Origin of the sequence: Acinetobacter bohemicus ANC 3994 (assembly GCF_000367925.1) — a bacterium.
Lineage (GTDB): Bacteria > Pseudomonadota > Gammaproteobacteria > Pseudomonadales > Moraxellaceae > Acinetobacter > Acinetobacter bohemicus.
The window spans coordinates 12,204-32,896 of sequence record NZ_KB849167.1 but is presented as its reverse complement, the minus strand read 5'-3'; the positions used below and the strand labels follow the sequence as shown (position 1 = coordinate 32,896).

The following is a 20,693-nucleotide window of genomic DNA, read 5'->3' as shown; positions in this document are numbered from 1 at the left end:
CCTTCGACACCTTCGACACCTTCGACACCTTCGACACCTTCGACACCTTCGACACCTTCGACACCTTCGACACCTTCGACACCTTCGACACCTTCAGGTGAGAAAGTCCAGATTAAACAAGAGCATGGTTTAGATTCAGGAAAACCAACAGCTCAAGTAGATAATAAACAAGTAAGATGTGTGTGCAAGGATTATGATTTAATTTGGGGAGCAAAAGTATCTTGTGAATTTAGAAAAAAAGTTGTTGAAATCTGTGAAAAATTATGGCCAAAAAATTCTTTGAAAATGGCAAATAATCTAATGGCTGTATTTGCTTGGGAATCAGGAGGTACTTTTAAGGCAGATGTTCCAAATAGAAAAAATTCAGGAGCAACTGGTTTAATACAATTTATGCCTGAAACGGCTAAAGAACTTTTAAAAAAATCAGTTACTGAAGAGGTAGTTGCAAATTACTATAATTCAAAAAATAAATCATTACATAATTTAAAAAGGATAAAAGAATTTGCTCAAATGACAGAGGTTCAGCAATTAGATTATGTTAAACAGTACTTTAATAATTTAGCTAATAAAGAATTAGAATTCGTAGATTTTTATTTACAGGTATTGTTTCCAGCTTCAAGCGGAAGAGCAGAGCATATTGTTTTTGCAGAAACTAAAAGAGAATTAAATAATAAAGAAGATAAACATGCTGATTTGCGTGTAGAAAAATATGGGAGAAATAGTGGATTAGATGTAAATGGTGATGGAAGAATATATAAAGCAGAAATTGCTTCAAAAACTAAACATTTTTTAAGTGATGGTGCAATACCCTTAAATAAAGATATAAGAGATAAATGTATTACAGAAGATAACAGGAAAGTTACTCCTTATCAAAATACAACATACAGCCCAAATTCAAAATCTAATAAGAAAATAATAGTGCTTGATCCTGGGCATGGAATATTAGGTAGTAAAGCAAATGTTGGAACACAAATAAGATTATTAAAAATGAAAGAAAATTTTGGAGATTCTAAATTCAAAGTAGGTCAGAATTACTCTTGGCAAGATTTACCTGATGAAATAATTAATAATGCTCATAAGTATTTTCAATTTATTGAAAATAAAGATCCTAAAAGTCCAACAGAATCTGAATATGTATTTGAAAGGGCCGTTGATATAAAAAAACTACTTGAGAGAGATGGTCATAATGTAATATTAACAAGAGATAAAAAAGAAACAATTTCATATATGTCTATACCTGAAATTTCGGTATGTAAATCACTGGGAATATCATCTGTTGCACCAATTAATTATAGAAATGAAATTGCAAATTTTTCGAAAGCAGATTATTTTATTTCGCTTCATTGTGATGGTTTAGAGAATCTAACTAGTAATTCTGCAGTGATATGTTATATTGATGATAATGGAAAAGAATTAGCAGATAAAGTTATTAAAGGGTACTCACAAATAAAAGGAGTTGCTAAATCTAGATCTGATTTGGGAGTGTTGAAGAACAAAGCTAAATATAAGATTTTAATTGAGTTAGGTTTTATGACAACACCTTTTCATATGAAAATATTAATGAAAAATCATAATATTATTGTAGAGAATATATATACGGCGATAAGGGATCATATTAATGAAAATTAAATCTTTTATTTTTTTATTATTTTTATTAAAAATAAATATTTTAAATGCTGGTACACTACCTAGTGATTTTTATATGAAAGAAAAATATAAAAAATTTATAAAAGAAGATGTGGGGAATTTTTATTACATTGAAAAAATAATAAATAATAATTTTTCTGCTGTATCTGAAATGTATAGTAAAAAAGATAACAAAATAATAGAGAAGTATGAGTCAGTTTATATTAATCCAGTGCAATTAGAGTCTTATAATGATTACTATCAAATTACAAAAAAATATGAATATAAAAGTGGCCTAATATATAAGACAAATTATTATATTGGGAATTCTAATAATTGTTTTGTGAAATGTGGTGAGGAGATTTTTTACAGAGAATTAAAAAAATATAAAATAAATAAATATCCTAGCTGTTTAAGTTTATTTGATATTAATGAAAGAAAATTAAAATATGAAACTGACTATGTGAAAAATAATTGTATTTCAAATTGATATTTAAGAGAAATGGGTTTTAGAATTTGAGAATAAAGGATAAGGTTTTTCAAAACACTGTATTTCAGATGGTGACTATAAAAAATAATATTATTGATCTTGGTATCAATAGTAATGGTTTTGGACATGGTAATACATTAAATAGTTTAGGTAAAAGTTTAAGTCAGTCTGTGAGGATGCTTTAGCTAAAGGCATTATTTCAGGATTTATTTCTGCAGATAAACCAGGATAGGGTGCAATGCATATTGAGATTATACAGTGATGATTAGATTATATATTTTCCCTATGATAGGGTTGTTGTGCTCATGTACTGTTAATGCTGATATAGATAAACCTAAATCTAATGATATAAGTTTATATTACTCATTTAAAACCTGTGAATACTCAGGGGAATGTGAAGTTTCGCTGCCTTCAAGTAAGCTAGGATAATATATTTTTAGGAGGCTTGAGCCAGCACATGATGAGTTTTATCTTAAAAAGGATAAAAATGAGTATTATATTTATTATAAGAATATTTATAATGAAGATGTTCAAGTGGGGTGGGCTAAAAGTAAGCTAATAAAAAGTGATAATAGTAATTTGATTTTGAATATTAATAAAATTAATTTATCATTAGGTAGGATTGATTATTTAAAAAATGGTTATTCTAATAGAGAAGCCAAATCAAATAATTATAAGTTGGGATTCTATAATTTAAGTGAGAATTATGAAGGATCTCCATATTATCAAAATCAAAATATAAATTTTAAAAAAATTAATTATATTTTAATTCTAGACTGTAAAAACTATATGAACAACTCTTCAGTAAAGGATGGTCTTACAGGTATCTTCTATGGAGTTTGTTCTGATAATAAAAAAGTCTATTTCAAAGTTATTGAAGTAAAATAATTAACTGGAATATTTGATAAGGGTTTTTAATAAAAATTATGATTATTTTCGTTTTTATACTGGTTATTATTGGTAGAGAGAACAGAAATTACAAGTTGGGCAGTGCTAACTCAATTGGGTAGAAAACATAATGTAATTTGGTATGGAGTTAAAGATAAATTTCATTGGTCAAACAGAGGTAAGTAGTTAAAATGAATTATAAAATGTTAATTGGTTTATGTGCTTTAGGTTTGAGTTCTTGTGATGCTAAAAATTTTGAGGAAAAGGCTACATCGAAACCTCTGGTTAATCAAGAAGAAAAAAATATTCAAAAAAATAGTATTAATTTAAAGAGCATACAAGAAGGGTTAGATAATAAAATTTATTTATTATTAAATTCTAAAGAAGGCTGCCTTGTAAGTGAAAAACCACTTAGTAATAATATATTGATTATATATAAAGATGATGAAAAGTTTAAATACGAGGTTGTCAAACCTATATTGAAAAAAATTAATACTGATTGTGTTTCAAATTTAGCATTTGTAACAGGTGAGCCTAATTATTTTTATGATATTAATAAAATAAGTGAAAAAGAAATTAGAGGTTATGGGTTTGAATTAAAAAAAACTCAACTAATTTATAAAAATGAGAAAATTAGAGGTATAGATTTGTTGGGTGATAGAATACCTAATATTGTAACAGAATGCTTTTCAAAAGAAGGTTCCCATTTAAATATATGGGATGGGAATAATAGTCAGGAGAAACTATTGCATCGCTATACTTTTTTAGATATGGATTTGGAAGCTACTTGTTCTGATGATAATAAAATATTTAGTTTAGGTAGTTTAGATTTAAAGGATTAAGCAAAAAAGTAGCCACTTTCGTGGCTACTTTTTATTTTTTTATCTCACCAAAACTTCTTCTAACAATTCTTCACTTGGTGCAAAGTAATACGCTCCATCCATTGGGGTGACAAAATGAAGCAGTCGGTCATGAATACCATCACCACTGGTTCCAAACATACGAAGTAACATGGCATCAATAATGTTTAAATTTTGGGTGTAAGCAATAAAAAATAAACCTTGATCACCTTTACCATCACCATAAGGCAGTGAATGACGAAGAATCTCCATTTCTTCTCCCTCAGCATCTTCAACTACTGTACGGGCCACATGAGAGTTTTCAGGTTTGACCTCATCATCAAGTTCGATAGACTCTAATTTAGTACGGCCAATCACCTGTTCTTGTGTATCAACTTTCAGTTGTTTCCATTTTTCTAAGTTATGTGCATAGCGTTGGGCAAATACAAATGAGCCATCGGAAAAAATACCATGATCTGCATCCAGTAAAGCAACTTCAGCACGATCATCAGGGAATTGAGGATTTTCAGTACCATCAATAAAACCTGTTAAGTCACGGCCATCAAAATTGCGGAAGCAAACGCGTTCATCCAGTACGTCAACTTTGTCTGTAATCCCTTCAAAAAAAGCTTGGCTCAGTGCAAAGCAAATATCAGTACGCTGCGCTGCAATATGGATGAGCACATCAGCAGGTTTTACAGGCATTTCAAAAGAACCCTGAATCGGTGCTAAGGGTTTAAAACCTTCAGGTGCTTGTTGATAAATTTGTGCCCAAAGCTCAGGACCAAAAGCAATCGCTGTTTTAATTTGGGCATGAGGAAATTGCGTGATTAAACGATCACGTGTTGATAATAAATCTGCAATTTTTTCTTTTAATTCTGGAATGCTTAAGTCTTTTAAACGCAGAACAATAAATCGAGCATGATCTGAAGGTAAGGGCAAAATTACAGATTGGGCGGTCATTTATGGCTCCTAAAATTTTTATAAAATACGTGGCTACCTTTTATTGTGCCTGATCATCGAGAGAGTGAATAGCCTAAAATTCTATTTTTAGTGGGTGGGTATTTGCGCATTTAAAAGATGAAATATCATATAATCTGAAGCTCTTTTTCTTGCGCTGTTGAATATGTCTTACCAAGTTTGGCTGGCTTATATGTTGGCGTGTTGGATGATTAGCATTTCACCCGGTGCAGGTGCAATTGCCTCCATGTCGAGTGGTTTGAATTATGGATTTCGACGTGGCTATTGGAATGCTTTAGGTTTGCAATTGGCCTTATTGCTACAAATAGGCATTGTTGCGACTGGGGTTGGGGTATTATTTGCCACAAGTCCTTGGGCTTTTATGCTAGTGAAATGGTTTGGTGTGTTGTATTTGCTGTATTTGGCATTTTTACAATGGACAGCGCCGATGCAATCTCTGGATATTCAAACCGAGCAACCCAATAAGTCAATTTCTCAATTGGTTTTGGCTGGTTTTTGGGTCAATTTAAGTAATCCAAAAGCGATTGTCTTTTTACTGGCCGTGTTACCGCAGTTTTTGGATTTGTCCAAACCGCAGTGGATTCAATATGTGATTATGGCTGTGACTATGATTACGATCGATCTGATTGTAATGGCTGGATATACTGGTCTGGCTGCAAAGGTGCTTAGATTGTTGAAATCACCAAAGCAGCAAAAATATATGAATCGGACTTTTGCTATATTATTTAGTTGTGCTGCATGTTTACTGAGTTTGGTATGATAGAGTAAGTTCTAATTAAGCATATAAAAGAGGAATAAGATGAGTTTTTTAGTTGAAAAGCTTGATAAGCCCTTACCAGTTCATAGTAAATTCAGAAAAAAAATTATTGAATTATCTCAGGTAAATACCAAAGACTTAGTAAATTATGTAATTAATGATAATAATATTTTATTACCAATTTTTCAGGCACGAAATGCAGTTGTTACAGAAGATTACCATAGTCGCATTGGGTCGTATGGTATTGATAAATTAGATTTTTTTTGGTCAAGGATAGCCTGAAAAATTGTTTGGCAGGTTATGCGATAGTTTTTCCTGGAATAAAAGAATGTATTGAAGATGAAAATCGTATATATGAGGTTATTAATGATCATGGCACTATATTTGCGATAGTAATTGATAATAAATATCGAGGTAACAAATTATTCAAACTATTGATTGATACAATTAAGGAAAAATATTCGGAAATACAAGCAGAATGTTTTCCGAAATTGGTTCCTTTATACGAGCGAGAGGGTTTTGTAGCTATAACTTCAAATGATGCACAAGTTGTTATGCAGTATGCAGAAGTATTACCCTTAGTAGATAGTTACAAGGTCAATAGTGGAAATCATGATCAAGCATTTTCTCGTGTTGACGGTATTTACAAAGATATAATTTGCCAATATGGAGAGACAAGGGTAGCAGAAGCAAATATTGATATTGATGCTGCTACAAAGTTAGTGGCTGAAATAGCAAGAAAAATATTTAATTAAAATAACAGCCACTTAACCAGTGGCTTGTATTATTGAGTGTTTATTTAACAAAATTTCTTAAATTTCTGCACTGCAAAAATCAGCGTAAACAGAATAGCCATCGTCAGGACGATACTTAAACCGGTGGAAATATTTAAACCAGCACTCGACCATAAACCAACGGTCACCCCAATTTGTGCCATCACAAATGCCCAAACCACCATTTGTTTTGGCGAGTGTGCCAGTAAACGTGCTGTTAAAGCGGGAATCACCAGTAATGCACCCATCAATAATGAACCGACAGCACGTAAAGCCAATACGGTAAACAATGCCAACAGCAACATAAACACCAGACGTTGCCATTTTGCATTTACCCCTTCACTTACAGCAATATCAGGGTCGATGGCGATTTGAATTTGCGCTTGCCAGTTTTTATAGAGCACAGCTAAAGCAGCAATAATGACTAAAGCAAACATGGGTAAGTCTGACCATGAAATTTGTAGCAGATCGCCAAATAAATAACTGAGTAATTCTGGTCTTAAGCTTGGAATATGTTGAATAAACAATAAACCTGAGCAGAGTAGGGTAGCAGAACAGAGCGCAAGCAAAGCATCATTGGGGAGGCGAGGGTCATGAAGTACCCATAAAATCGCCACCAATAAAAAGGCTAAAAAGGTCACACCCAGCCAAAGCGGTAAACTTAAAGCACCTGCAATTGCTACACCCAGTAAAGTTCCGTGCGCCATGGTGTCGGCAAAAAAAGACATGCGTCGCCATAACATTAAACAGCCCAGTGGTGCAGTGAGAAACACCAATAAAGTTCCCATTGTCCATGCAGGTAACAAGAGTTGTAACCATTCCATCATGGCTTAGGCTTCCGGTTCAGGGTGAATGTGTGGTCGTGAATCATGTTGACACGGGATGGCACTATCACCATGTGCGCAATGGTCATGATGATGTTGATAGAACACCCGATTGGTGCCAAAAATAGCTTGATATTCTGGATGTTGTTGCACGTTTTCAGGTAAGCCGCTACAACAGATATGCTTATTCAAACAGACCACACGATGTGTCCCTTGCATCACCCATTGCAAATCATGCGAAACCATGAGTACCGCACAACCATATTTTTGCGGCAGGCTGCGCACATAATCATACAATTCGGCTTCAGATTGAATATCCAAACCTTGCATCGGTTCATCAAGCACTAAAATGTGCGGTTGACGCAATAAAGCCCGTGCCAATAACACCCGTTGTCGTTCGCCACCAGAGAGTTGCTGTACTTTAGAATTTTGTAATTGAGTAATGCCGGTATCGCGAATAATTTCTGCTTTTTTTGTCGCATCACATTTTTCTAAAGCCAATAAATCCTGTACGCGCAGCGGTAAGCTGTGCGATGGATTAAATTTTTGTGGCACATAAGAAAACTTTAATTTTTGCTGGCTTAAAACTTTACCTGAATTGGCTTTCACAATGCCTAACAGTACTTTAATTAAGGTCGATTTCCCTGCACCATTGGGACCAATCAGCGTGACAATTTCTTGCTCATGTAGGGTAAAATCAACATTTTTTAAAATGTCGATTTCATCAATCCGCACACTGATTTTGTCTAAAGCAATCAGCGGTTGGGCCGTGATTATTTGTTGCGACACTGCTGACATATCCCAGAAATTTCAATAATACTATGTTGAGCCGTAAATCCATCTGCTGCGGAAAGCGCATCGAGTTGTTGTAATAATCCTTGGGCAGAGGCTTCCGTCACCGATTTACAATCTGTACAAATTAAAAATGCAGCCTGATGTCCTTCACGCGGATGGCAACACGGAATATAGGCATTAATCGAGGTTAAACGGTGGATTAAACCTTTTTCTAATAAAAAGTCTAAAGTACGGTATACCGTGGGCGGGGCAGCAGGGCGATCAGATTCGCTTTTTATTTTTGCCAACAAGTCGTATGCACCCATTGGACCTGTCGCATTTAAAATTAGTTCGAGCACTTCTTTACGTAACGGGGTTAAGCGTGCACCAGCAATTGCACAGAGGTTTTCTGCTTCAGCAAGACGTGTTTCGACATTATGATGGTCATGTACGCCATGTAATGCATTGTGATGTTCGTGTGAACATAAGCTCATAGCAAAACCTCAAGAGCGAAATTGATAAAAACAAAATAACATTAAATCTTAACATGAAGCGCCCGCTGTTTCGATTAGACGTATGTATTTCTGCCTATTTGTTATATTATAACACCTAATGAATATTTGGTGATCTTCTTCATGTCCCGTTTTTTTGCATTTTGTGCACTGGCTTTATTCAGTACCCTAGGCTGGTCACACAGTTTAGTGGTTTCGACGCATCCGATTTATCTGATTGCGCAAAAAATCACGCAAGGTATTGAAAAGCCTGTACTGTTATTGGCAGATCAATCTGGACATGATGTCACTTTAACACCTGCCCATCGCAAAGCCATTCAAGATGCTTCTTTGGTGATTTGGTTGGGCAAAGCGCATGAAGCACCGCTAGATAAGTTATTGTCAGATAATCCTAAAGCCATCTCTATTTTAGATTCAGACATTGTGCAAACGCTACCGCAGCGTAGTACTCGCGGCGTTGCTTTAAATAATACTGTCGATACCCATGTTTGGCTTGATCCAAACAATGCAGTGCGGATTGGTTTTTTTATTGCAGCCTTGCGTTCACAACAAGTCCCTGAACAAAAAGCGGCTTATTGGGCAAATGCGAAACGTTTTGCCCAAGAAATGTTGATAACTGCACAACACTATAATAGCAACTCATCTTTGAAGACTTACTGGTCATATCATGATGCTTATCAATATTTAGAGCGCGCCTTAAATTTAAAATTTGCTGGAGCGTTGACCGATGATCCTCATGTTGCACCGACTCTGGCGCAAATTAAATACTTAAATGACAGTCGTCCAAATCGAAATATGTGCCTCTTGGCAGAGGGACATGCCAGTAAAAATCAGTATCAGAAGCTAAATCCTATTACCTTTCAAGCAGTCGATGAAAGTATGAGCGGGGCAGGGGATTTTGTGCTGGCATGGAAAGCATTGGCGTCGAAAACCTATAACTGTGTGCAAAATGCACGAAAGTAAGGCAAAAAATAAACAAAAAATCATGGTATCAAACTAGGCTGGGCATCGAAAAAAACACGACTAAGGTCGGGAAAAGATTGCATGTTCAGGGGTGTAACTCTATAATGCCTGCGATTAAAAACGATCATCAGCTAAACTTGTCAAGCATGAATGCTGTGAGTGAATAAATAATGAGCCGAACTAGTCGCATGATTGACCGACGATTAGCGAAAGCTTTAGTCATCTTACAAGCAGGCATGATCCCTGTTTCAGCCTTGATAGCGTGGGTCTTGAAAGACTCAACTGCGGCTTTGAGTGCAGCATTAGGTGCATTTATATGTTGGCTTGCAAGTTGTTATTTTTCTTGGCAATCGTTTCGAGCCGCAGGTGCACGAGCCTCAAAACAAGTTCTTTCGAACATGTATCGGGGTTTAATGGGCAAGTTTGCAATTGTGATCGTTGGTTTCATTTTAATTTTAAACACTGTTAAACCGTTGTCAGCGGTGGCATTGTTTTGTGGTTTTATTCTCGTTCAAGCCATGTCGTGGGTCGCTCCATTTTGGGTGTCACGGCAACAAAAACGAGTATAGGCGCAACAAAAAATTGAAAAGTTTTTTAGGAGAAGAACGAGATATCAAGCAGCACGCGATGTTCGTTCACTCTATTTAGTATTTGACATTGACCAGGTGTGATTTATGGCTGCTGAAGAACATGCCCTTACTTCGACCGAGTATATCAAGCATCACTTGACCAATTTGACCTATGGCAAAATGCCGGATGGTTCATGGAAGTTGGCTGAGACTGCTGATGAAGCTCAACAGATGGGGTTCACTGCTATTCATTTGGATTCAATGGGTTGGTCAATTACGCTGGGTGTGATTTTCTGTTTGTTGTTCTGGTGCGTAGCGAAAGCTGCTAACTCTGGTGTTCCGACCAAGTTCCAGTCTGCAATCGAAATGATTATCGAGTTTGTTGACTCAAGTGTTCGCGACACATTCCATGGCAAATCACGCTTAATTGCACCACTTGCACTGACCATTTTCGTGTGGATTTTCCTCATGAACGCAATGGACTTAATCCCTGTTGACTTTATCCCGTATACAGCTCAACTGATTGGTGCAAATGTATTTGGTATGGATCCTCACCACGTTTACTTCAAAATCGTTCCATCTACTGATCCAAACATTACCCTTGGTATGTCTTTGTCAGTTTTTGTTCTGATCTTGTTCTATAGTATTCGTGAGAAAGGAATCGGCGGTTTCGTCGGTGAATTGGCACTGAACCCATTTAACCCAAGTAACCCAGTTGCAAAAGCGTTGCTTATTCCAGTAAACCTTATTTTGGAATTAGTAACTTTCCTTGCACGTCCAGTTTCATTGGCTCTTCGACTTTTCGGTAACATGTATGCAGGTGAGTTAATCTTCATCCTCATCGCATTATTACCGTTCTGGATCCAATGGGCGTTGTCTGTGCCTTGGGCGATCTTCCACATTCTTGTTATTACGCTACAAGCATTCATTTTCATGATGTTGACTATCGTATACTTGAGCATGGCAAGCGAAAAACATTAATGGTATTGCCCAACTATCACGAGATGGTTGGGTACAGTTTTTTAACTTAATTTGGTATAAACCTAACCTCTGAGGAATTATCATGGAACTCACTTTAGGTCTAGTTGCAATTGCATCTGCTATCTTGATCGCTTTTGGTGCTTTAGGTACTGCGATTGGTTTTGGTCTTTTAGGCGGCCGTTTCCTTGAAGCTGTTGCTCGTCAACCAGAATTGGCTCCACAACTTCAAACTCGTATGTTCTTAATCGCAGGTCTTCTTGATGCTGTGCCTATGATCGGTGTTGGTATTGGCTTGTTCTTCATCTTCGCTAATCCATTTGTAGGTTAATCAGCTTAATTCCTAAATTAAACTATTGAGGAATAGCTATGAATATCAACCTCACATTGATTGGCCAAGCGATTGCATTTGCGATGTTTGTCGCATTCTGCATGAAGTTTGTATGGCCACCACTAATCAATGCGATTAGTGAACGTCAGCGTCGTATCGCTGATGGCCTAAATGCTGCTGAAAAAGCAAAAGCTGACCTTGCAGATGCGCAAGCACAAGTGAAGCAAGAGCTCGATGTAGCAAAAGCACAAGCGGCTCAATTGATCGAACAAGCGAACCGTCGTGGCGCACAATTGATCGAAGAAGCGCGTACCCAAGCATCTGCTGAAGGTGAGCGTATTCGTCAACAGGCGAAAGAAACTGTTGATACTGAAATCAATGCTGCTCGCGAAGAATTGCGTCAACAAGTGGCTGCTTTAGCAGTAACTGGCGCAGAAAAAATTCTAAACCAGCAAGTTGACGCAGAAGCTCACAATGCCATGCTAACTCAGCTGGCTGCTAAACTTTAAGCGAGGCGAAATATGGCTGAACTCTTGACGTTGGCACGCCCGTACGCCAAAGCAGCATTTGCTTTCGCTTCTGAGCAAGGTGCAACTGACAATTGGTCGAATGCGTTACAAGTGCTCAGTGCTGCGGTGCAAGACGAAGCATTTTCCGCTTATTTGAATCGCCCTGAGCTTACTCCTGCTGAGCAGGTGAGTATTTTTGCCAAAGTTTTAGGTGAAAACCAAACACAAGCAGTGTCAAACTTTTTGATGCTTCTTGCGGACAACGCACGTTTAGCGTTGTTGCCTGAAATTGAAGCAGAATACGAACTACTCAAATCACAGAATAACAATACTGTGGATGTTGTGATTGAATCAGCATTCCCAATGACTTCTGTACAGGAACAATTATTGACTCATGCGTTAGAGAAAAAATTTAACGCAGCAGTCAATGTTTCTGTTGAAGTCAACCCAGCGTTAATCGCGGGTGTTGTTATTCGTGCAGGCGACCAAGTGATAGATGATTCTGCGCTTAACAAGCTTGAAAAAATGCGGACTCGTCTTCTTGCATAACTGCTCGAAGAAGACTGAACTAATAAAAGATTGAGGTATAGCGCAATGCAACAACTGAATCCATCCGAGATCAGTGCGCTCATTAAACAGCGTATCGGCGATCTGGACACCAGCGCGACTGCTAAAAACGAAGGGACCATTGTTATGGTTTCCGACGGTATTGTGCGCATTCACGGTCTTGCTGATGCAATGTACGGTGAGATGATCGAATTCGACGGCGGCTTATACGGTATGGCACTGAACCTAGAACAGGATTCAGTGGGCGTCGTTGTTTTAGGTAACTACTTAAGCCTTCAAGAAGGTCAAAAAGCACGTTGCACAGGTCGTGTATTAGAAGTTCCGGTTGGTCCAGAACTTTTAGGCCGTGTAGTAGATGCTTTGGGTAACCCAATTGATGGTAAAGGCCCGATTGATGCAAAACTCACTGATGCTGTTGAAAAAGTAGCACCAGGTGTAATTTGGCGTCAGTCAGTGGATCAACCTGTACAAACTGGTTATAAATCAGTAGATACAATGATCCCTGTAGGCCGTGGTCAACGTGAGTTGATCATTGGTGACCGTCAAACTGGTAAAACAGCAATGGCGATCGATGCGATCATCGCTCAGAAAAACTCTGGCATTAAATGTGTATATGTAGCGATTGGTCAAAAACAATCGACTATCGCTAACGTTGTGCGCAAGCTAGAAGAAACTGGTGCTATGGCGTATACAACTGTTGTAGCTGCTGGTGCAGCCGATCCAGCAGCAATGCTGTATTTGGCTCCATATTCTGGCTGTACAATGGGCGAATACTACCGTGACCGCGGTGAAGATGCGTTGATCATTTATGATGACTTGTCTAAACAAGCTGTTGCGTATCGTCAAATTTCATTGCTTTTACGCCGTCCACCAGGTCGTGAAGCGTATCCAGGTGACGTGTTCTATCTTCATTCACGTCTACTTGAACGTGCTTCACGTGTATCTGCTGACTACGTTGAGCAATTCACTAACGGTGAAGTTAAAGGCCAAACTGGTTCATTAACTGCATTGCCGATTATTGAAACTCAAGCGGGTGACGTATCTGCATTCGTACCGACTAACGTAATTTCGATTACTGATGGTCAGATCTTCTTAGAAACATCATTGTTCAACGCGGGTATTCGTCCTGCTGTGAACGCGGGTATCTCTGTATCTCGTGTTGGTGGTTCTGCGCAAACGAAGATTATCAAAAAATTGTCTGGTGGTATCCGTACTGCTTTGGCGCAATACCGTGAATTGGCAGCATTTGCTCAGTTCGCTTCTGATCTTGATGAAGCAACGCGTAAGCAACTTGAACATGGTCAACGTGTAACTGAATTAATGAAGCAAAAACAATATGCTCCATATTCAATTGCTGACCAAGCTGTTTCAATTTATGCATCAAACGAAGGTTATATGACTGACGTTGAAGTGAAGAAAATTGTAGACTTTGATGCTGCATTAATTTCTTACTTCCGTTCAGAAAATGCTGCGTTGATGCAAAAAATCGATGAGTCTGGTGATTACAACAAAGACATCGAAGCTGCAATTAAAGCAGGTATTGAAAGCTTTAAAGCGACTCAAACTTACTAATTTTAGCAGTTGCTAAAAGCTAGTTAAGTTTGGTTCACGGATCAACCTTCGGAGGCTTGAAAAAGCCTTCGAATACTAGGTTAAGCGTATGGCAAATTTAAAAGAAATTCGCGCCAAAGTAGCCAGTATCAAGAGCACGCAAAAGATTACTCGCGCGATGCAAATGGTGGCTGCTTCTAAAATGCGTCGTGCGCAAGAGCGCATGGCTCAAGGCCGTCCGTATGCCGAAAATATGCACCGTGTAATTGCTCATTTGGTACAAGCGAACCCTGAATATAAACATCGTTATATGGTTGAACGTCCGGTAAAACGCGTTGGCTATATCATTGTTTCTTCAGATCGTGGTTTGGCAGGTGGCTTGAACATTAACTTGTTCAAGAAAGTTGTTAAACACGTACAGCAACAACAAGAGCAGTCAATTGAAGTTCAATTTGCTTTAATTGGTCAAAAAGCGGTTTCGTTTTTTAAAAACTACGGCGGTAAAGTGCTTGGTGCAACGACAAATGTCGGTGACACACCAAGTCTTGAACAGTTATCTGGCTCTGTACAGGTGATGTTGGATGCATTTGATAAAGGCGAGTTAGATCGTATTTATCTTGTATCGAATGGCTTTGTGAATGCCATGACTCAAAATCAAAAGATTGAGCAACTCGTTCCTTTAGCTGCGGCTGAAGAAGGCGATAATCTGAACCGTTCATATGGTTGGGATTACTTATATGAGCCTGAAGCTGAAGAGCTTTTAAATGGCTTATTGGTTCGCTATATCGAGTCTGTGGTGTATCAAGGTGTGATTGAAAATATCGCATGTGAGCAATCTGCACGTATGGTCGCTATGAAAGCAGCGACTGACAATGCGGGTGACATCATTAAGAGCCTACAACTTATTTATAACAAGCTGCGTCAAGCCGCGATTACTCAGGAAATTTCTGAGATCGTTGGTGGTGCCGCTGCCGTTTAACATTATTTTGAATTGAGGAGACAGCAATGAATAGCGGTCGTATCATTCAGATCATCGGCGCGGTTATCGACGTCGAGTTTGAACGTAATAGCGTTCCTAAGATCTATGACGCTCTGCAAGTTGTTGGTACTGAAACTACTTTAGAAGTTCAGCAACAGCTTGGTGATGGCGTAGTTCGTACTATCGCAATGGGATCTACTGAAGGTCTTAAGCGCGGTTTAACCGTTACAAATACTGAAGCGCCAATTTCTGTACCAGTAGGTACAGCGACTTTGGGTCGTATCATGGACGTTTTAGGACGCCCGATCGATGAAGCTGGTCCAGTTGCAACTGAAGCGCGTTTGCCGATTCACCGTCAACCACCTTCATATGCAGAACAAGCTGCTTCTACTGATCTTTTAGAAACTGGTATTAAAGTCATTGACTTACTTTGCCCGTTTGCGAAAGGTGGTAAAGTTGGTCTGTTCGGTGGTGCCGGTGTTGGTAAAACTGTAAACATGATGGAATTGATCAACAACATCGCGAAAGCTCACTCAGGTTTATCTGTGTTTGCTGGTGTTGGTGAGCGTACTCGTGAAGGTAATGACTTCTATCACGAAATGAAAGATTCTAACGTTCTAGACAAAGTAGCAATGGTCTACGGTCAGATGAATGAGCCACCGGGTAACCGTTTACGCGTAGCGTTGACTGGTTTGACCATGGCTGAATATTTCCGTGATGAGAAAGACGAAAACGGTAAAGGCCGTGACGTATTGTTGTTCGTTGACAACATTTACCGTTACACATTGGCTGGTACTGAAGTGTCTGCACTTCTAGGTCGTATGCCATCTGCAGTAGGTTATCAGCCTACACTTGCAGAGGAAATGGGTCTTCTTCAAGAGCGTATTACATCAACTAAGTCTGGTTCGATCACTTCGATCCAAGCGGTTTATGTACCTGCCGATGACTTAACAGATCCATCGCCTGCGACAACGTTTGCTCACTTAGACGCAACTGTTGTATTGAGCCGTGATATCGCGTCTTCTGGTATTTACCCAGCGATCGATCCACTAGATTCAACTTCACGTCAGCTAGATCCTTTAGTTGTTGGTGTTGAGCATTATGAAATTGCACGTTCTGTACAGAACATCTTGCAACGTTATAAAGAGCTTAAAGACATCATCGCAATTTTGGGTATGGACGAATTGGCTGAAGAAGATAAATTGGTTGTTTACCGTGCGCGTAAAATCCAACGTTTCTTCTCTCAACCATTCCACGTAGCTGAAGTATTTACTGGTGCTCCTGGTAAATTAGTATCTCTTAAAGAAACGATTCGTGGCTTTAAAGGTCTTCTAGCTGGTGAATACGACCACATTCCAGAACAAGCGTTCTATATGGTTGGTGGTATTGACGAAGTTATTGCTAAAGCAGAGAAACTTTAATTAGCGACTCTAATTTAGGAGATTCTCATGGCGACTATGCAATGTGATGTTGTAAGTGTAAAAGAGTCTTTGTACTCTGGCACTGTAACTATGCTAATTGCGAAAGGTGCTGGTGGTGAGTTGGGTATTATGCCTGGCCATGCTCCGCTGGTAACTTTGCTTAAGCCGGGCGCGATTCGCGTTCTGCTAGAAAACGGTACAGAAGAGTTAATCTATGTATCTGGTGGTGTTCTAGAAGTTCAACCGCATGTTGTTACTGTTCTTGCAGATACTGCAGTTCGTGCTGACAGCTTAGATGAAGTAGCAATTCTTGAAGCGCGTAAAAACGCTGAAATCTTGCTTGCGAATCAAAAAAGCGATTTGGACTCTGCTGCTGCATTGGCTGCTCTTGCAGAAACTGCTGCACAGTTGGAAACCATCCGCAAAATCAAAAACCGCGCTCAATAAGAGACGGTTCGAGATTGAAGAAGCCACCGAAAGGTGGCTTTTTTTATGCTATTAATTTTTATTATCAATATAAATTGCTCTTGATGTCTCTGAATGAGAAATCTTATTTGAAGTCTCTTTTGGTAATTCAATCCCAAATAGCTGCGCAATAGCACTAGCAAGTAATGGATTCTGATTTTGTGTAGTTTTATCTGAACTAATGGTAACTCTTTCACTAATGTTATTCGTAATTTCTTTGAGTTTTTGTATCTCAGAGTTTTTCTTTTTAATATCTTCGAATGCTTTATTTTCTTCAATAAGGTTAGAAAGCTCATCTTCGAGTTCATCTATTTTCTGTTGAGCAACTAAATTCTCCATGAGTTGCTTTTTCTCATTATTTATTAGATTCACTAGAGAAATAACATAACTTCCCATTTCATCGGCACTGCCAGCAAGTCTATTAAAGATATTTAAAAATTGTTTTAAATGTGGATCATTGGAAAAACTTGGATATCTTACTTTATGATCAATTTCACTCCATGCTTCCTCAAAAATAGTTCTTGTTTGTACTTCACAAGAAATTTTCTCTGAGTGAATTTCACCTGCGGGAACAATATAGTGTATAGAGCGATAGCTATCGTTATGTTGTTTAGTTTTACATTCGGGTTGATTAAGATATTGTTCCAAATCATCACCTTCGCGATAATAAATTATGATATCTTCTAGAGGTGTCCATTTCGATAAAATATGTTGATGTACAGAAAGCCAATCGTGTTTAAACAAATAAATAGCTCGAACACCAATTAAGTCATCAATTTTTGATTTGTAATTAGATACATTAATATCTGTATATTTTTCTGCTAAAGCTTCTTTCTTTCGAATAATTTTTTCTATCAGATGACTCACATCTTTAACTCGCCATCTTACAGAATGGACTTGTTTGCATCTTTGAATTTTTTTTGCGATATGCTCGGCAGAATCTAATAAATCTTCTTGAGACTGTTTATAGTCTTTTGCTATTTCAAGCAAAATTCCTACATCGAGATTAATGTCTAGAACACGTTTAGGCTCTATACCCATTTGATTTAAGAATTCTAAATGCTCTTGATTTGGCTTCAAGTAAATTACTCTAAATTTATATTTTATATTCTGTATATTATGGTTGGACTAAATCAAAAAGCAATTCTTACTCATAAGGTTGTAAGTTTAATATTAAATATCCGGTTTCTTGCAATCCTAGATTTTTAATAGGATAAAACACTATCTAAAGTTGAATATATTTTATTCAACTTTAATATTATGCTGATGAAACTATTTGATCGCATAAGAAGACAATGAACATCATCGAACACGAACCGCATTTCTGGGAACTGTACCAAGACTTTGAACACTATTATTTGAGTATTGCTGTCGATATGAGCTCAGTAGTGTCATGTTGGGACTTGGTATTAACCCAAGATGAAATCTTGGCTTATGAACATCGTGGCCGTGAAAGTATTCAAACATTGGCAAAGTCGATGGTTGCTTTAGCTTATCGGGGTGATTTTACCGAGATGGAATCCCGTTTAGCCAAACCTTATGAACGGCAGGCTATGCAGGTGGTATTTAAAGCTTGGCAGGACAGTCAAAAAAGTTAAAGCATAATTTATGCGGAAAAAGAACTTGCATAGAACATTCACCATTACCCATCATTTTAGCTTTAAATATTTCGTCAAAGCCTTCATTTCAACTGGATGGTTTTAACTTTGATGAGTTGCAGGTACATTCATTTTAGACAAATAGCTTGCACTCTTCGGAAGTAATTTCATAGTTAAGATACGGTTTAAATTGGCATTAAAATAATAATGAATCCCTTCTAAGCCAACAGTTTGGGCACGCTGCAATAATATGTATTTTCCTCGAGAGTTTGATAGGGATGATCAATGATGCTCTAGCTTTTAGAAATGAACAGACTCCAAAAATCATCACTTTAAATTGTGGCGAAAACGAAGACTACAAATGAACTGTAAGAGCCGTCTAAAACCATCAAATGCGCTACAAATCCGCCACTCTTGATTATTTATTATTCTATATAGTTAGATAATGGTTCTTAAAAAAGAACTTTCTCGGTATTTGGAATATGGAGAACATCACAATGGCGAATACGATGAAAGCAGCGGTAGTCACTGAATTTAATCAACCGCTACAAATACAAGAGGTAGAAATTCCTAAAATCAGTTCGGGAAAAGTACTGATTAAGATGATTGCAACAGGTGTTTGTCATACCGATCTACATGCGATGCATGGGGATTGGCCAGTGAAACCGACTTTACCTTTTATTCCGGGACATGAAGGTGTGGGTGAAGTCATTGAGCTAGGTGAGGGAATTGAGCATTTAAAAGTTGGTGATATTGTGGGGGTTCCATGGCTTTATTCAGCCTGTGGTCATTGCGATCATTGTTATGCAGGCTGGGAAACGCTATGTAAGAAACAACAAAATTCAGGTTATTCCGTCAACGGAAGTTTTGCCGAATATTGTTTGGCAGATGGTGATTATGTCGGGCGGATTCCTGAAGGTGTAGATCTACTGGAAATAGCACCGATTTTATGTGCCGGCGTTACGGTCTATAAAGGCTTAAAAATGACTGAAGCCAAAACTGGGGATTGGGTTGCCATTTCTGGAATTGGAGGATTGGGTCATGTGGCGATTCAGTATGCCAAAACCATGGGCTTTAATGTGGTCGCGATTGATGTTGATGACAGTAAAATTGAGTTGGCCAAAAATTTGGGTGCCGATGTTGCCATTAATGCGCTTAAAGCGGATGTGAAAGAAGAAGTACTAAAAGCCACAGCTGGTGAGGGGTGTCATGGTGTGTTGGTGACCGCGGTATCGCCTAAAGCATTTGAACAAGCCGTTGCCATTGTTCGTCGTGGCGGAACTATGGTCTTAAATGGTTTGCCACCCGGAACATTCGACTTATCTATTTTTAATATGGTGCTTGAAGGAATTACAGTACGTGGTTCAATTGTTGGAACGCGTTTGGATTTGAAAGAAGCACTGGATATTGCGGCACGTGGTAAGGTGAAAGCACATATTCATGTCGAACCATTAGAAAATATTAATGATATTTTTCACCGCATGGAGCAGGGCAAAATTGATGGTCGTATTGTCATTGATATGAGACTTTAACACTAAATTTGACTCGACCAATTCAGTGTTAATGAATTGGTCTGAGTGCCTTTGAATATTAGCTTTCTTGATCTTGCTTATCCTGTCCTTGTGGAATCATCATGCCTGCCAATTTGATCATTTCCGTGTGTATACTGCCCATTTGCTGTTCAATTTTTTTGAAATCGAGCTGATTTAAATCGATGTTGCCATTTAACAATGGTGTAGCAAGGACTTGTTGATTGGCATGCAGAATATTTTGCCGAATTGAATCAATTTCTTGGCTTTTTAAGTTCAAGCTGGTCAGTGCCTGATTAAATTCAGTCAGTTGTTGTTGCAGAGTTTTGGCCGTCGCTTGTAGCTGCTGTTGATCTTTGTCATTGATGGCTGTTTGCAACTCATTTTGAGTTTGCTTGAGTTGGGCAACATAATCACCCGCTTTCAGTTGCATATCGGCAACATCACGAACCATATAAAACATATTGCCGCTTTTTAAATCGGCTGGTGCTGTTGTTTCAGTGGGCTGATTCGGCGCGACATCAGCCGATTGTGTTGTTCGAATGTCATCAGACTGAGGTTCAGAAGCCTGTTCACAACCACTCAATAAAATGCCTGTGCTCAATATTGCAAAAGGTAAAACTGCCTTTGGGATGAATTTTTTCATAACTCAATTCATATTATTTCTAGATGAGAGTGAATATAAGACTGAAAGATGTGTAAAAAACGGATTGTTGCAAAGCAATAACAAATTTACTCAATCACACTTAAAAAGAGTGCCAAAGTACTT

General features: G+C 38.0%; 25 protein-coding genes. 19 read left to right on the top strand and 6 right to left on the bottom strand.

The window, feature by feature from the left end; all coding sequences use genetic code 11:
- The 4 genes from F994_RS17605 to F994_RS17665 form a co-directional block, all read left to right on the top strand.
- On the top strand, positions 1-1,629 hold a 1,629-nt coding region (locus F994_RS17605), incomplete at its 5' end, for an N-acetylmuramoyl-L-alanine amidase (RefSeq protein ID WP_004649584.1).
- Positions 1,619-2,116 (top strand): hypothetical protein, encoded by a 498-nt coding sequence (locus tag F994_RS07150; RefSeq protein WP_004649583.1) that lies wholly within the window; start codon positions 1,619-1,621, stop codon positions 2,114-2,116. The genes F994_RS17605 and F994_RS07150, both read left to right, overlap by 11 nt.
- A 534-nt stretch (positions 2,117-2,650) precedes the next feature.
- A complete protein-coding gene (locus F994_RS17850; RefSeq protein ID WP_004649582.1) occupies positions 2,651-3,004 on the top strand; it encodes a hypothetical protein in 354 nt (117 codons plus the stop codon).
- Positions 3,005-3,207: 203 nt separating this feature from the next.
- Positions 3,208-3,846 (top strand): hypothetical protein, encoded by a 639-nt coding sequence (locus F994_RS17665; protein ID WP_407636534.1) that lies wholly within the window; start codon positions 3,208-3,210, stop codon positions 3,844-3,846.
- Positions 3,847-3,885: 39 nt separating this feature from the next.
- Here F994_RS17665 and F994_RS07130 read toward each other — a convergent pair whose 3' ends face one another.
- Complete coding sequence (locus tag F994_RS07130) at positions 3,886-4,806, bottom strand: Dyp-type peroxidase (protein ID WP_004649580.1); 921 nt, start codon at positions 4,804-4,806, stop codon at positions 3,886-3,888.
- A 163-nt stretch (positions 4,807-4,969) separates the two neighbouring features.
- On the opposite strand from F994_RS07130, the gene F994_RS07125 reads away from it, so the two are divergent.
- From F994_RS07125 to F994_RS07115, 3 genes are read left to right on the top strand one after another with little or no spacing between them, the layout of a single operon-like run.
- Positions 4,970-5,584, top strand: coding sequence for a LysE family transporter (locus F994_RS07125; protein WP_004649579.1), 615 nt, complete (start codon positions 4,970-4,972; stop codon positions 5,582-5,584).
- 39 nt (positions 5,585-5,623) lie between these two features.
- Complete coding sequence (locus F994_RS07120) at positions 5,624-5,863, top strand: hypothetical protein (protein ID WP_004649578.1); 240 nt, start codon at positions 5,624-5,626, stop codon at positions 5,861-5,863.
- Between the two features lie 8 nt (positions 5,864-5,871).
- A complete protein-coding gene (locus F994_RS07115) occupies positions 5,872-6,336 on the top strand; it encodes a GNAT family N-acetyltransferase (RefSeq protein ID WP_004649577.1) in 465 nt (154 codons plus the stop codon).
- Between the two features lie 44 nt (positions 6,337-6,380).
- Here the strand turns inward: F994_RS07115 and znuB are convergent, their stop codons facing one another.
- The 3 genes from znuB to F994_RS07100 are packed head-to-tail and all read right to left on the bottom strand — an operon-like array spanning position 6,381 to position 8,446.
- Positions 6,381-7,181 (bottom strand): zinc ABC transporter permease subunit ZnuB, encoded by an 801-nt coding sequence (znuB, locus tag F994_RS07110; RefSeq protein WP_004649575.1) that lies wholly within the window; start codon positions 7,179-7,181, stop codon positions 6,381-6,383.
- A 3-nt stretch (positions 7,182-7,184) separates the two neighbouring features.
- Positions 7,185-7,976: a zinc ABC transporter ATP-binding protein ZnuC gene (gene znuC, locus F994_RS07105; RefSeq protein ID WP_004649574.1), complete on the bottom strand. Its 792-nt coding sequence runs from the start codon at positions 7,974-7,976 to the stop codon at positions 7,185-7,187.
- A complete protein-coding gene (locus F994_RS07100) occupies positions 7,952-8,446 on the bottom strand; it encodes a transcriptional repressor (RefSeq protein WP_004649573.1) in 495 nt (164 codons plus the stop codon). Before F994_RS07100 ends, znuC begins: the two co-directional genes overlap by 25 nt.
- A gap of 141 nt (positions 8,447-8,587) precedes the next feature.
- On the opposite strand from F994_RS07100, the gene F994_RS07095 reads away from it, so the two are divergent.
- The 10 genes from F994_RS07095 to F994_RS07050 all read left to right on the top strand — a co-directional run bounded on the left by F994_RS07095 (position 8,588) and on the right by F994_RS07050 (position 16,779).
- Complete coding sequence (locus tag F994_RS07095) at positions 8,588-9,427, top strand: metal ABC transporter solute-binding protein, Zn/Mn family (protein ID WP_004649572.1); 840 nt, start codon at positions 8,588-8,590, stop codon at positions 9,425-9,427.
- A 170-nt stretch (positions 9,428-9,597) separates the two neighbouring features.
- The gene (locus F994_RS07090; RefSeq protein WP_004649570.1) at positions 9,598-9,996 is read left to right on the top strand and encodes an ATP synthase subunit I; all 399 of its coding nucleotides are present in this window, start codon (positions 9,598-9,600) and stop codon (positions 9,994-9,996) included.
- Positions 9,997-10,101: 105 nt separating this feature from the next.
- Positions 10,102-10,977 carry a F0F1 ATP synthase subunit A gene (atpB, locus tag F994_RS07085; protein WP_004649569.1) on the top strand — a complete coding sequence of 292 codons (876 nt, stop codon included), beginning with the start codon at positions 10,102-10,104 and terminating at the stop codon, positions 10,975-10,977.
- 82 nt (positions 10,978-11,059) lie between these two features.
- A complete protein-coding gene (gene atpE, locus F994_RS07080; RefSeq protein WP_000424060.1) occupies positions 11,060-11,305 on the top strand; it encodes a F0F1 ATP synthase subunit C in 246 nt (81 codons plus the stop codon).
- Positions 11,306-11,343: 38 nt separating this feature from the next.
- On the top strand, positions 11,344-11,814 hold the full coding sequence (locus F994_RS07075; protein ID WP_004649568.1) for a F0F1 ATP synthase subunit B: 471 nt from the start codon (positions 11,344-11,346) through the stop codon (positions 11,812-11,814).
- Positions 11,815-11,826: 12 nt separating this feature from the next.
- On the top strand, positions 11,827-12,363 hold the full coding sequence (locus F994_RS07070; RefSeq protein WP_004649567.1) for a F0F1 ATP synthase subunit delta: 537 nt from the start codon (positions 11,827-11,829) through the stop codon (positions 12,361-12,363).
- 45 nt (positions 12,364-12,408) lie between these two features.
- Entirely contained in the window at positions 12,409-13,953 is a 1,545-nt protein-coding gene (gene atpA / locus F994_RS07065; RefSeq protein WP_004649566.1) for a F0F1 ATP synthase subunit alpha, read from the top strand.
- Between the two features lie 88 nt (positions 13,954-14,041).
- A complete protein-coding gene (atpG, locus tag F994_RS07060) occupies positions 14,042-14,911 on the top strand; it encodes a F0F1 ATP synthase subunit gamma (RefSeq protein WP_004649565.1) in 870 nt (289 codons plus the stop codon).
- Between the two features lie 26 nt (positions 14,912-14,937).
- Positions 14,938-16,332 (top strand): F0F1 ATP synthase subunit beta, encoded by a 1,395-nt coding sequence (gene atpD / locus F994_RS07055; RefSeq protein WP_004649564.1) that lies wholly within the window; start codon positions 14,938-14,940, stop codon positions 16,330-16,332.
- Between the two features lie 27 nt (positions 16,333-16,359).
- The gene (locus F994_RS07050; RefSeq protein WP_004649563.1) at positions 16,360-16,779 is read left to right on the top strand and encodes a F0F1 ATP synthase subunit epsilon; all 420 of its coding nucleotides are present in this window, start codon (positions 16,360-16,362) and stop codon (positions 16,777-16,779) included.
- A 51-nt stretch (positions 16,780-16,830) separates the two neighbouring features.
- Here F994_RS07050 and F994_RS07045 read toward each other — a convergent pair whose 3' ends face one another.
- Positions 16,831-17,877: a RelA/SpoT domain-containing protein gene (locus tag F994_RS07045; RefSeq protein ID WP_004649562.1), complete on the bottom strand. Its 1,047-nt coding sequence runs from the start codon at positions 17,875-17,877 to the stop codon at positions 16,831-16,833.
- 215 nt (positions 17,878-18,092) lie between these two features.
- Here F994_RS07045 and F994_RS07040 point away from each other — a divergent pair, with 215 nt between their 5' ends.
- Together F994_RS07040 and adhP are read left to right on the top strand one after the other, a co-directional pair.
- Positions 18,093-18,395: a hypothetical protein gene (locus F994_RS07040; RefSeq protein WP_004649560.1), complete on the top strand. Its 303-nt coding sequence runs from the start codon at positions 18,093-18,095 to the stop codon at positions 18,393-18,395.
- A 497-nt stretch (positions 18,396-18,892) separates the two neighbouring features.
- On the top strand, positions 18,893-19,927 hold the full coding sequence (adhP, locus tag F994_RS07035) for an alcohol dehydrogenase AdhP (protein WP_004649559.1): 1,035 nt from the start codon (positions 18,893-18,895) through the stop codon (positions 19,925-19,927).
- Positions 19,928-19,985: 58 nt separating this feature from the next.
- Here adhP and F994_RS07030 read toward each other — a convergent pair whose 3' ends face one another.
- On the bottom strand, positions 19,986-20,570 hold the full coding sequence (locus F994_RS07030) for a hypothetical protein (RefSeq protein WP_004649558.1): 585 nt from the start codon (positions 20,568-20,570) through the stop codon (positions 19,986-19,988).
- Between the last annotated feature and the right edge of the window lie 123 nt (positions 20,571-20,693).

Coding starts and splice junctions, on each gene's coding strand:
- F994_RS07150 (WP_004649583.1), top strand. CDS start 1,619: ATGAAAATTAAATCTTTTATTTTTTTATTATTTTTATTAAAAATAAAT.
- F994_RS17665 (WP_407636534.1), top strand. CDS start 3,208: ATGTTAATTGGTTTATGTGCTTTAGGTTTGAGTTCTTGTGATGCTAAA.
- F994_RS07130 (WP_004649580.1), bottom strand. CDS start 4,806: ATGACCGCCCAATCTGTAATTTTGCCCTTACCTTCAGATCATGCTCGA.
- F994_RS07125 (WP_004649579.1), top strand. CDS start 4,970: ATGTCTTACCAAGTTTGGCTGGCTTATATGTTGGCGTGTTGGATGATT.
- F994_RS07120 (WP_004649578.1), top strand. CDS start 5,624: ATGAGTTTTTTAGTTGAAAAGCTTGATAAGCCCTTACCAGTTCATAGT.
- znuB (WP_004649575.1), bottom strand. CDS start 7,181: ATGATGGAATGGTTACAACTCTTGTTACCTGCATGGACAATGGGAACT.
- znuC (WP_004649574.1), bottom strand. CDS start 7,976: ATGTCAGCAGTGTCGCAACAAATAATCACGGCCCAACCGCTGATTGCT.
- F994_RS07100 (WP_004649573.1), bottom strand. CDS start 8,446: ATGAGCTTATGTTCACACGAACATCACAATGCATTACATGGCGTACAT.
- F994_RS07095 (WP_004649572.1), top strand. CDS start 8,588: ATGTCCCGTTTTTTTGCATTTTGTGCACTGGCTTTATTCAGTACCCTA.
- F994_RS07090 (WP_004649570.1), top strand. CDS start 9,598: ATGAGCCGAACTAGTCGCATGATTGACCGACGATTAGCGAAAGCTTTA.
- atpB (WP_004649569.1), top strand. CDS start 10,102: ATGGCTGCTGAAGAACATGCCCTTACTTCGACCGAGTATATCAAGCAT.
- atpE (WP_000424060.1), top strand. CDS start 11,060: ATGGAACTCACTTTAGGTCTAGTTGCAATTGCATCTGCTATCTTGATC.
- F994_RS07075 (WP_004649568.1), top strand. CDS start 11,344: ATGAATATCAACCTCACATTGATTGGCCAAGCGATTGCATTTGCGATG.
- F994_RS07070 (WP_004649567.1), top strand. CDS start 11,827: ATGGCTGAACTCTTGACGTTGGCACGCCCGTACGCCAAAGCAGCATTT.
- atpA (WP_004649566.1), top strand. CDS start 12,409: ATGCAACAACTGAATCCATCCGAGATCAGTGCGCTCATTAAACAGCGT.
- atpG (WP_004649565.1), top strand. CDS start 14,042: ATGGCAAATTTAAAAGAAATTCGCGCCAAAGTAGCCAGTATCAAGAGC.
- atpD (WP_004649564.1), top strand. CDS start 14,938: ATGAATAGCGGTCGTATCATTCAGATCATCGGCGCGGTTATCGACGTC.
- F994_RS07050 (WP_004649563.1), top strand. CDS start 16,360: ATGGCGACTATGCAATGTGATGTTGTAAGTGTAAAAGAGTCTTTGTAC.
- F994_RS07040 (WP_004649560.1), top strand. CDS start 18,093: ATGAACATCATCGAACACGAACCGCATTTCTGGGAACTGTACCAAGAC.
- adhP (WP_004649559.1), top strand. CDS start 18,893: ATGGCGAATACGATGAAAGCAGCGGTAGTCACTGAATTTAATCAACCG.
- F994_RS07030 (WP_004649558.1), bottom strand. CDS start 20,570: ATGAAAAAATTCATCCCAAAGGCAGTTTTACCTTTTGCAATATTGAGC.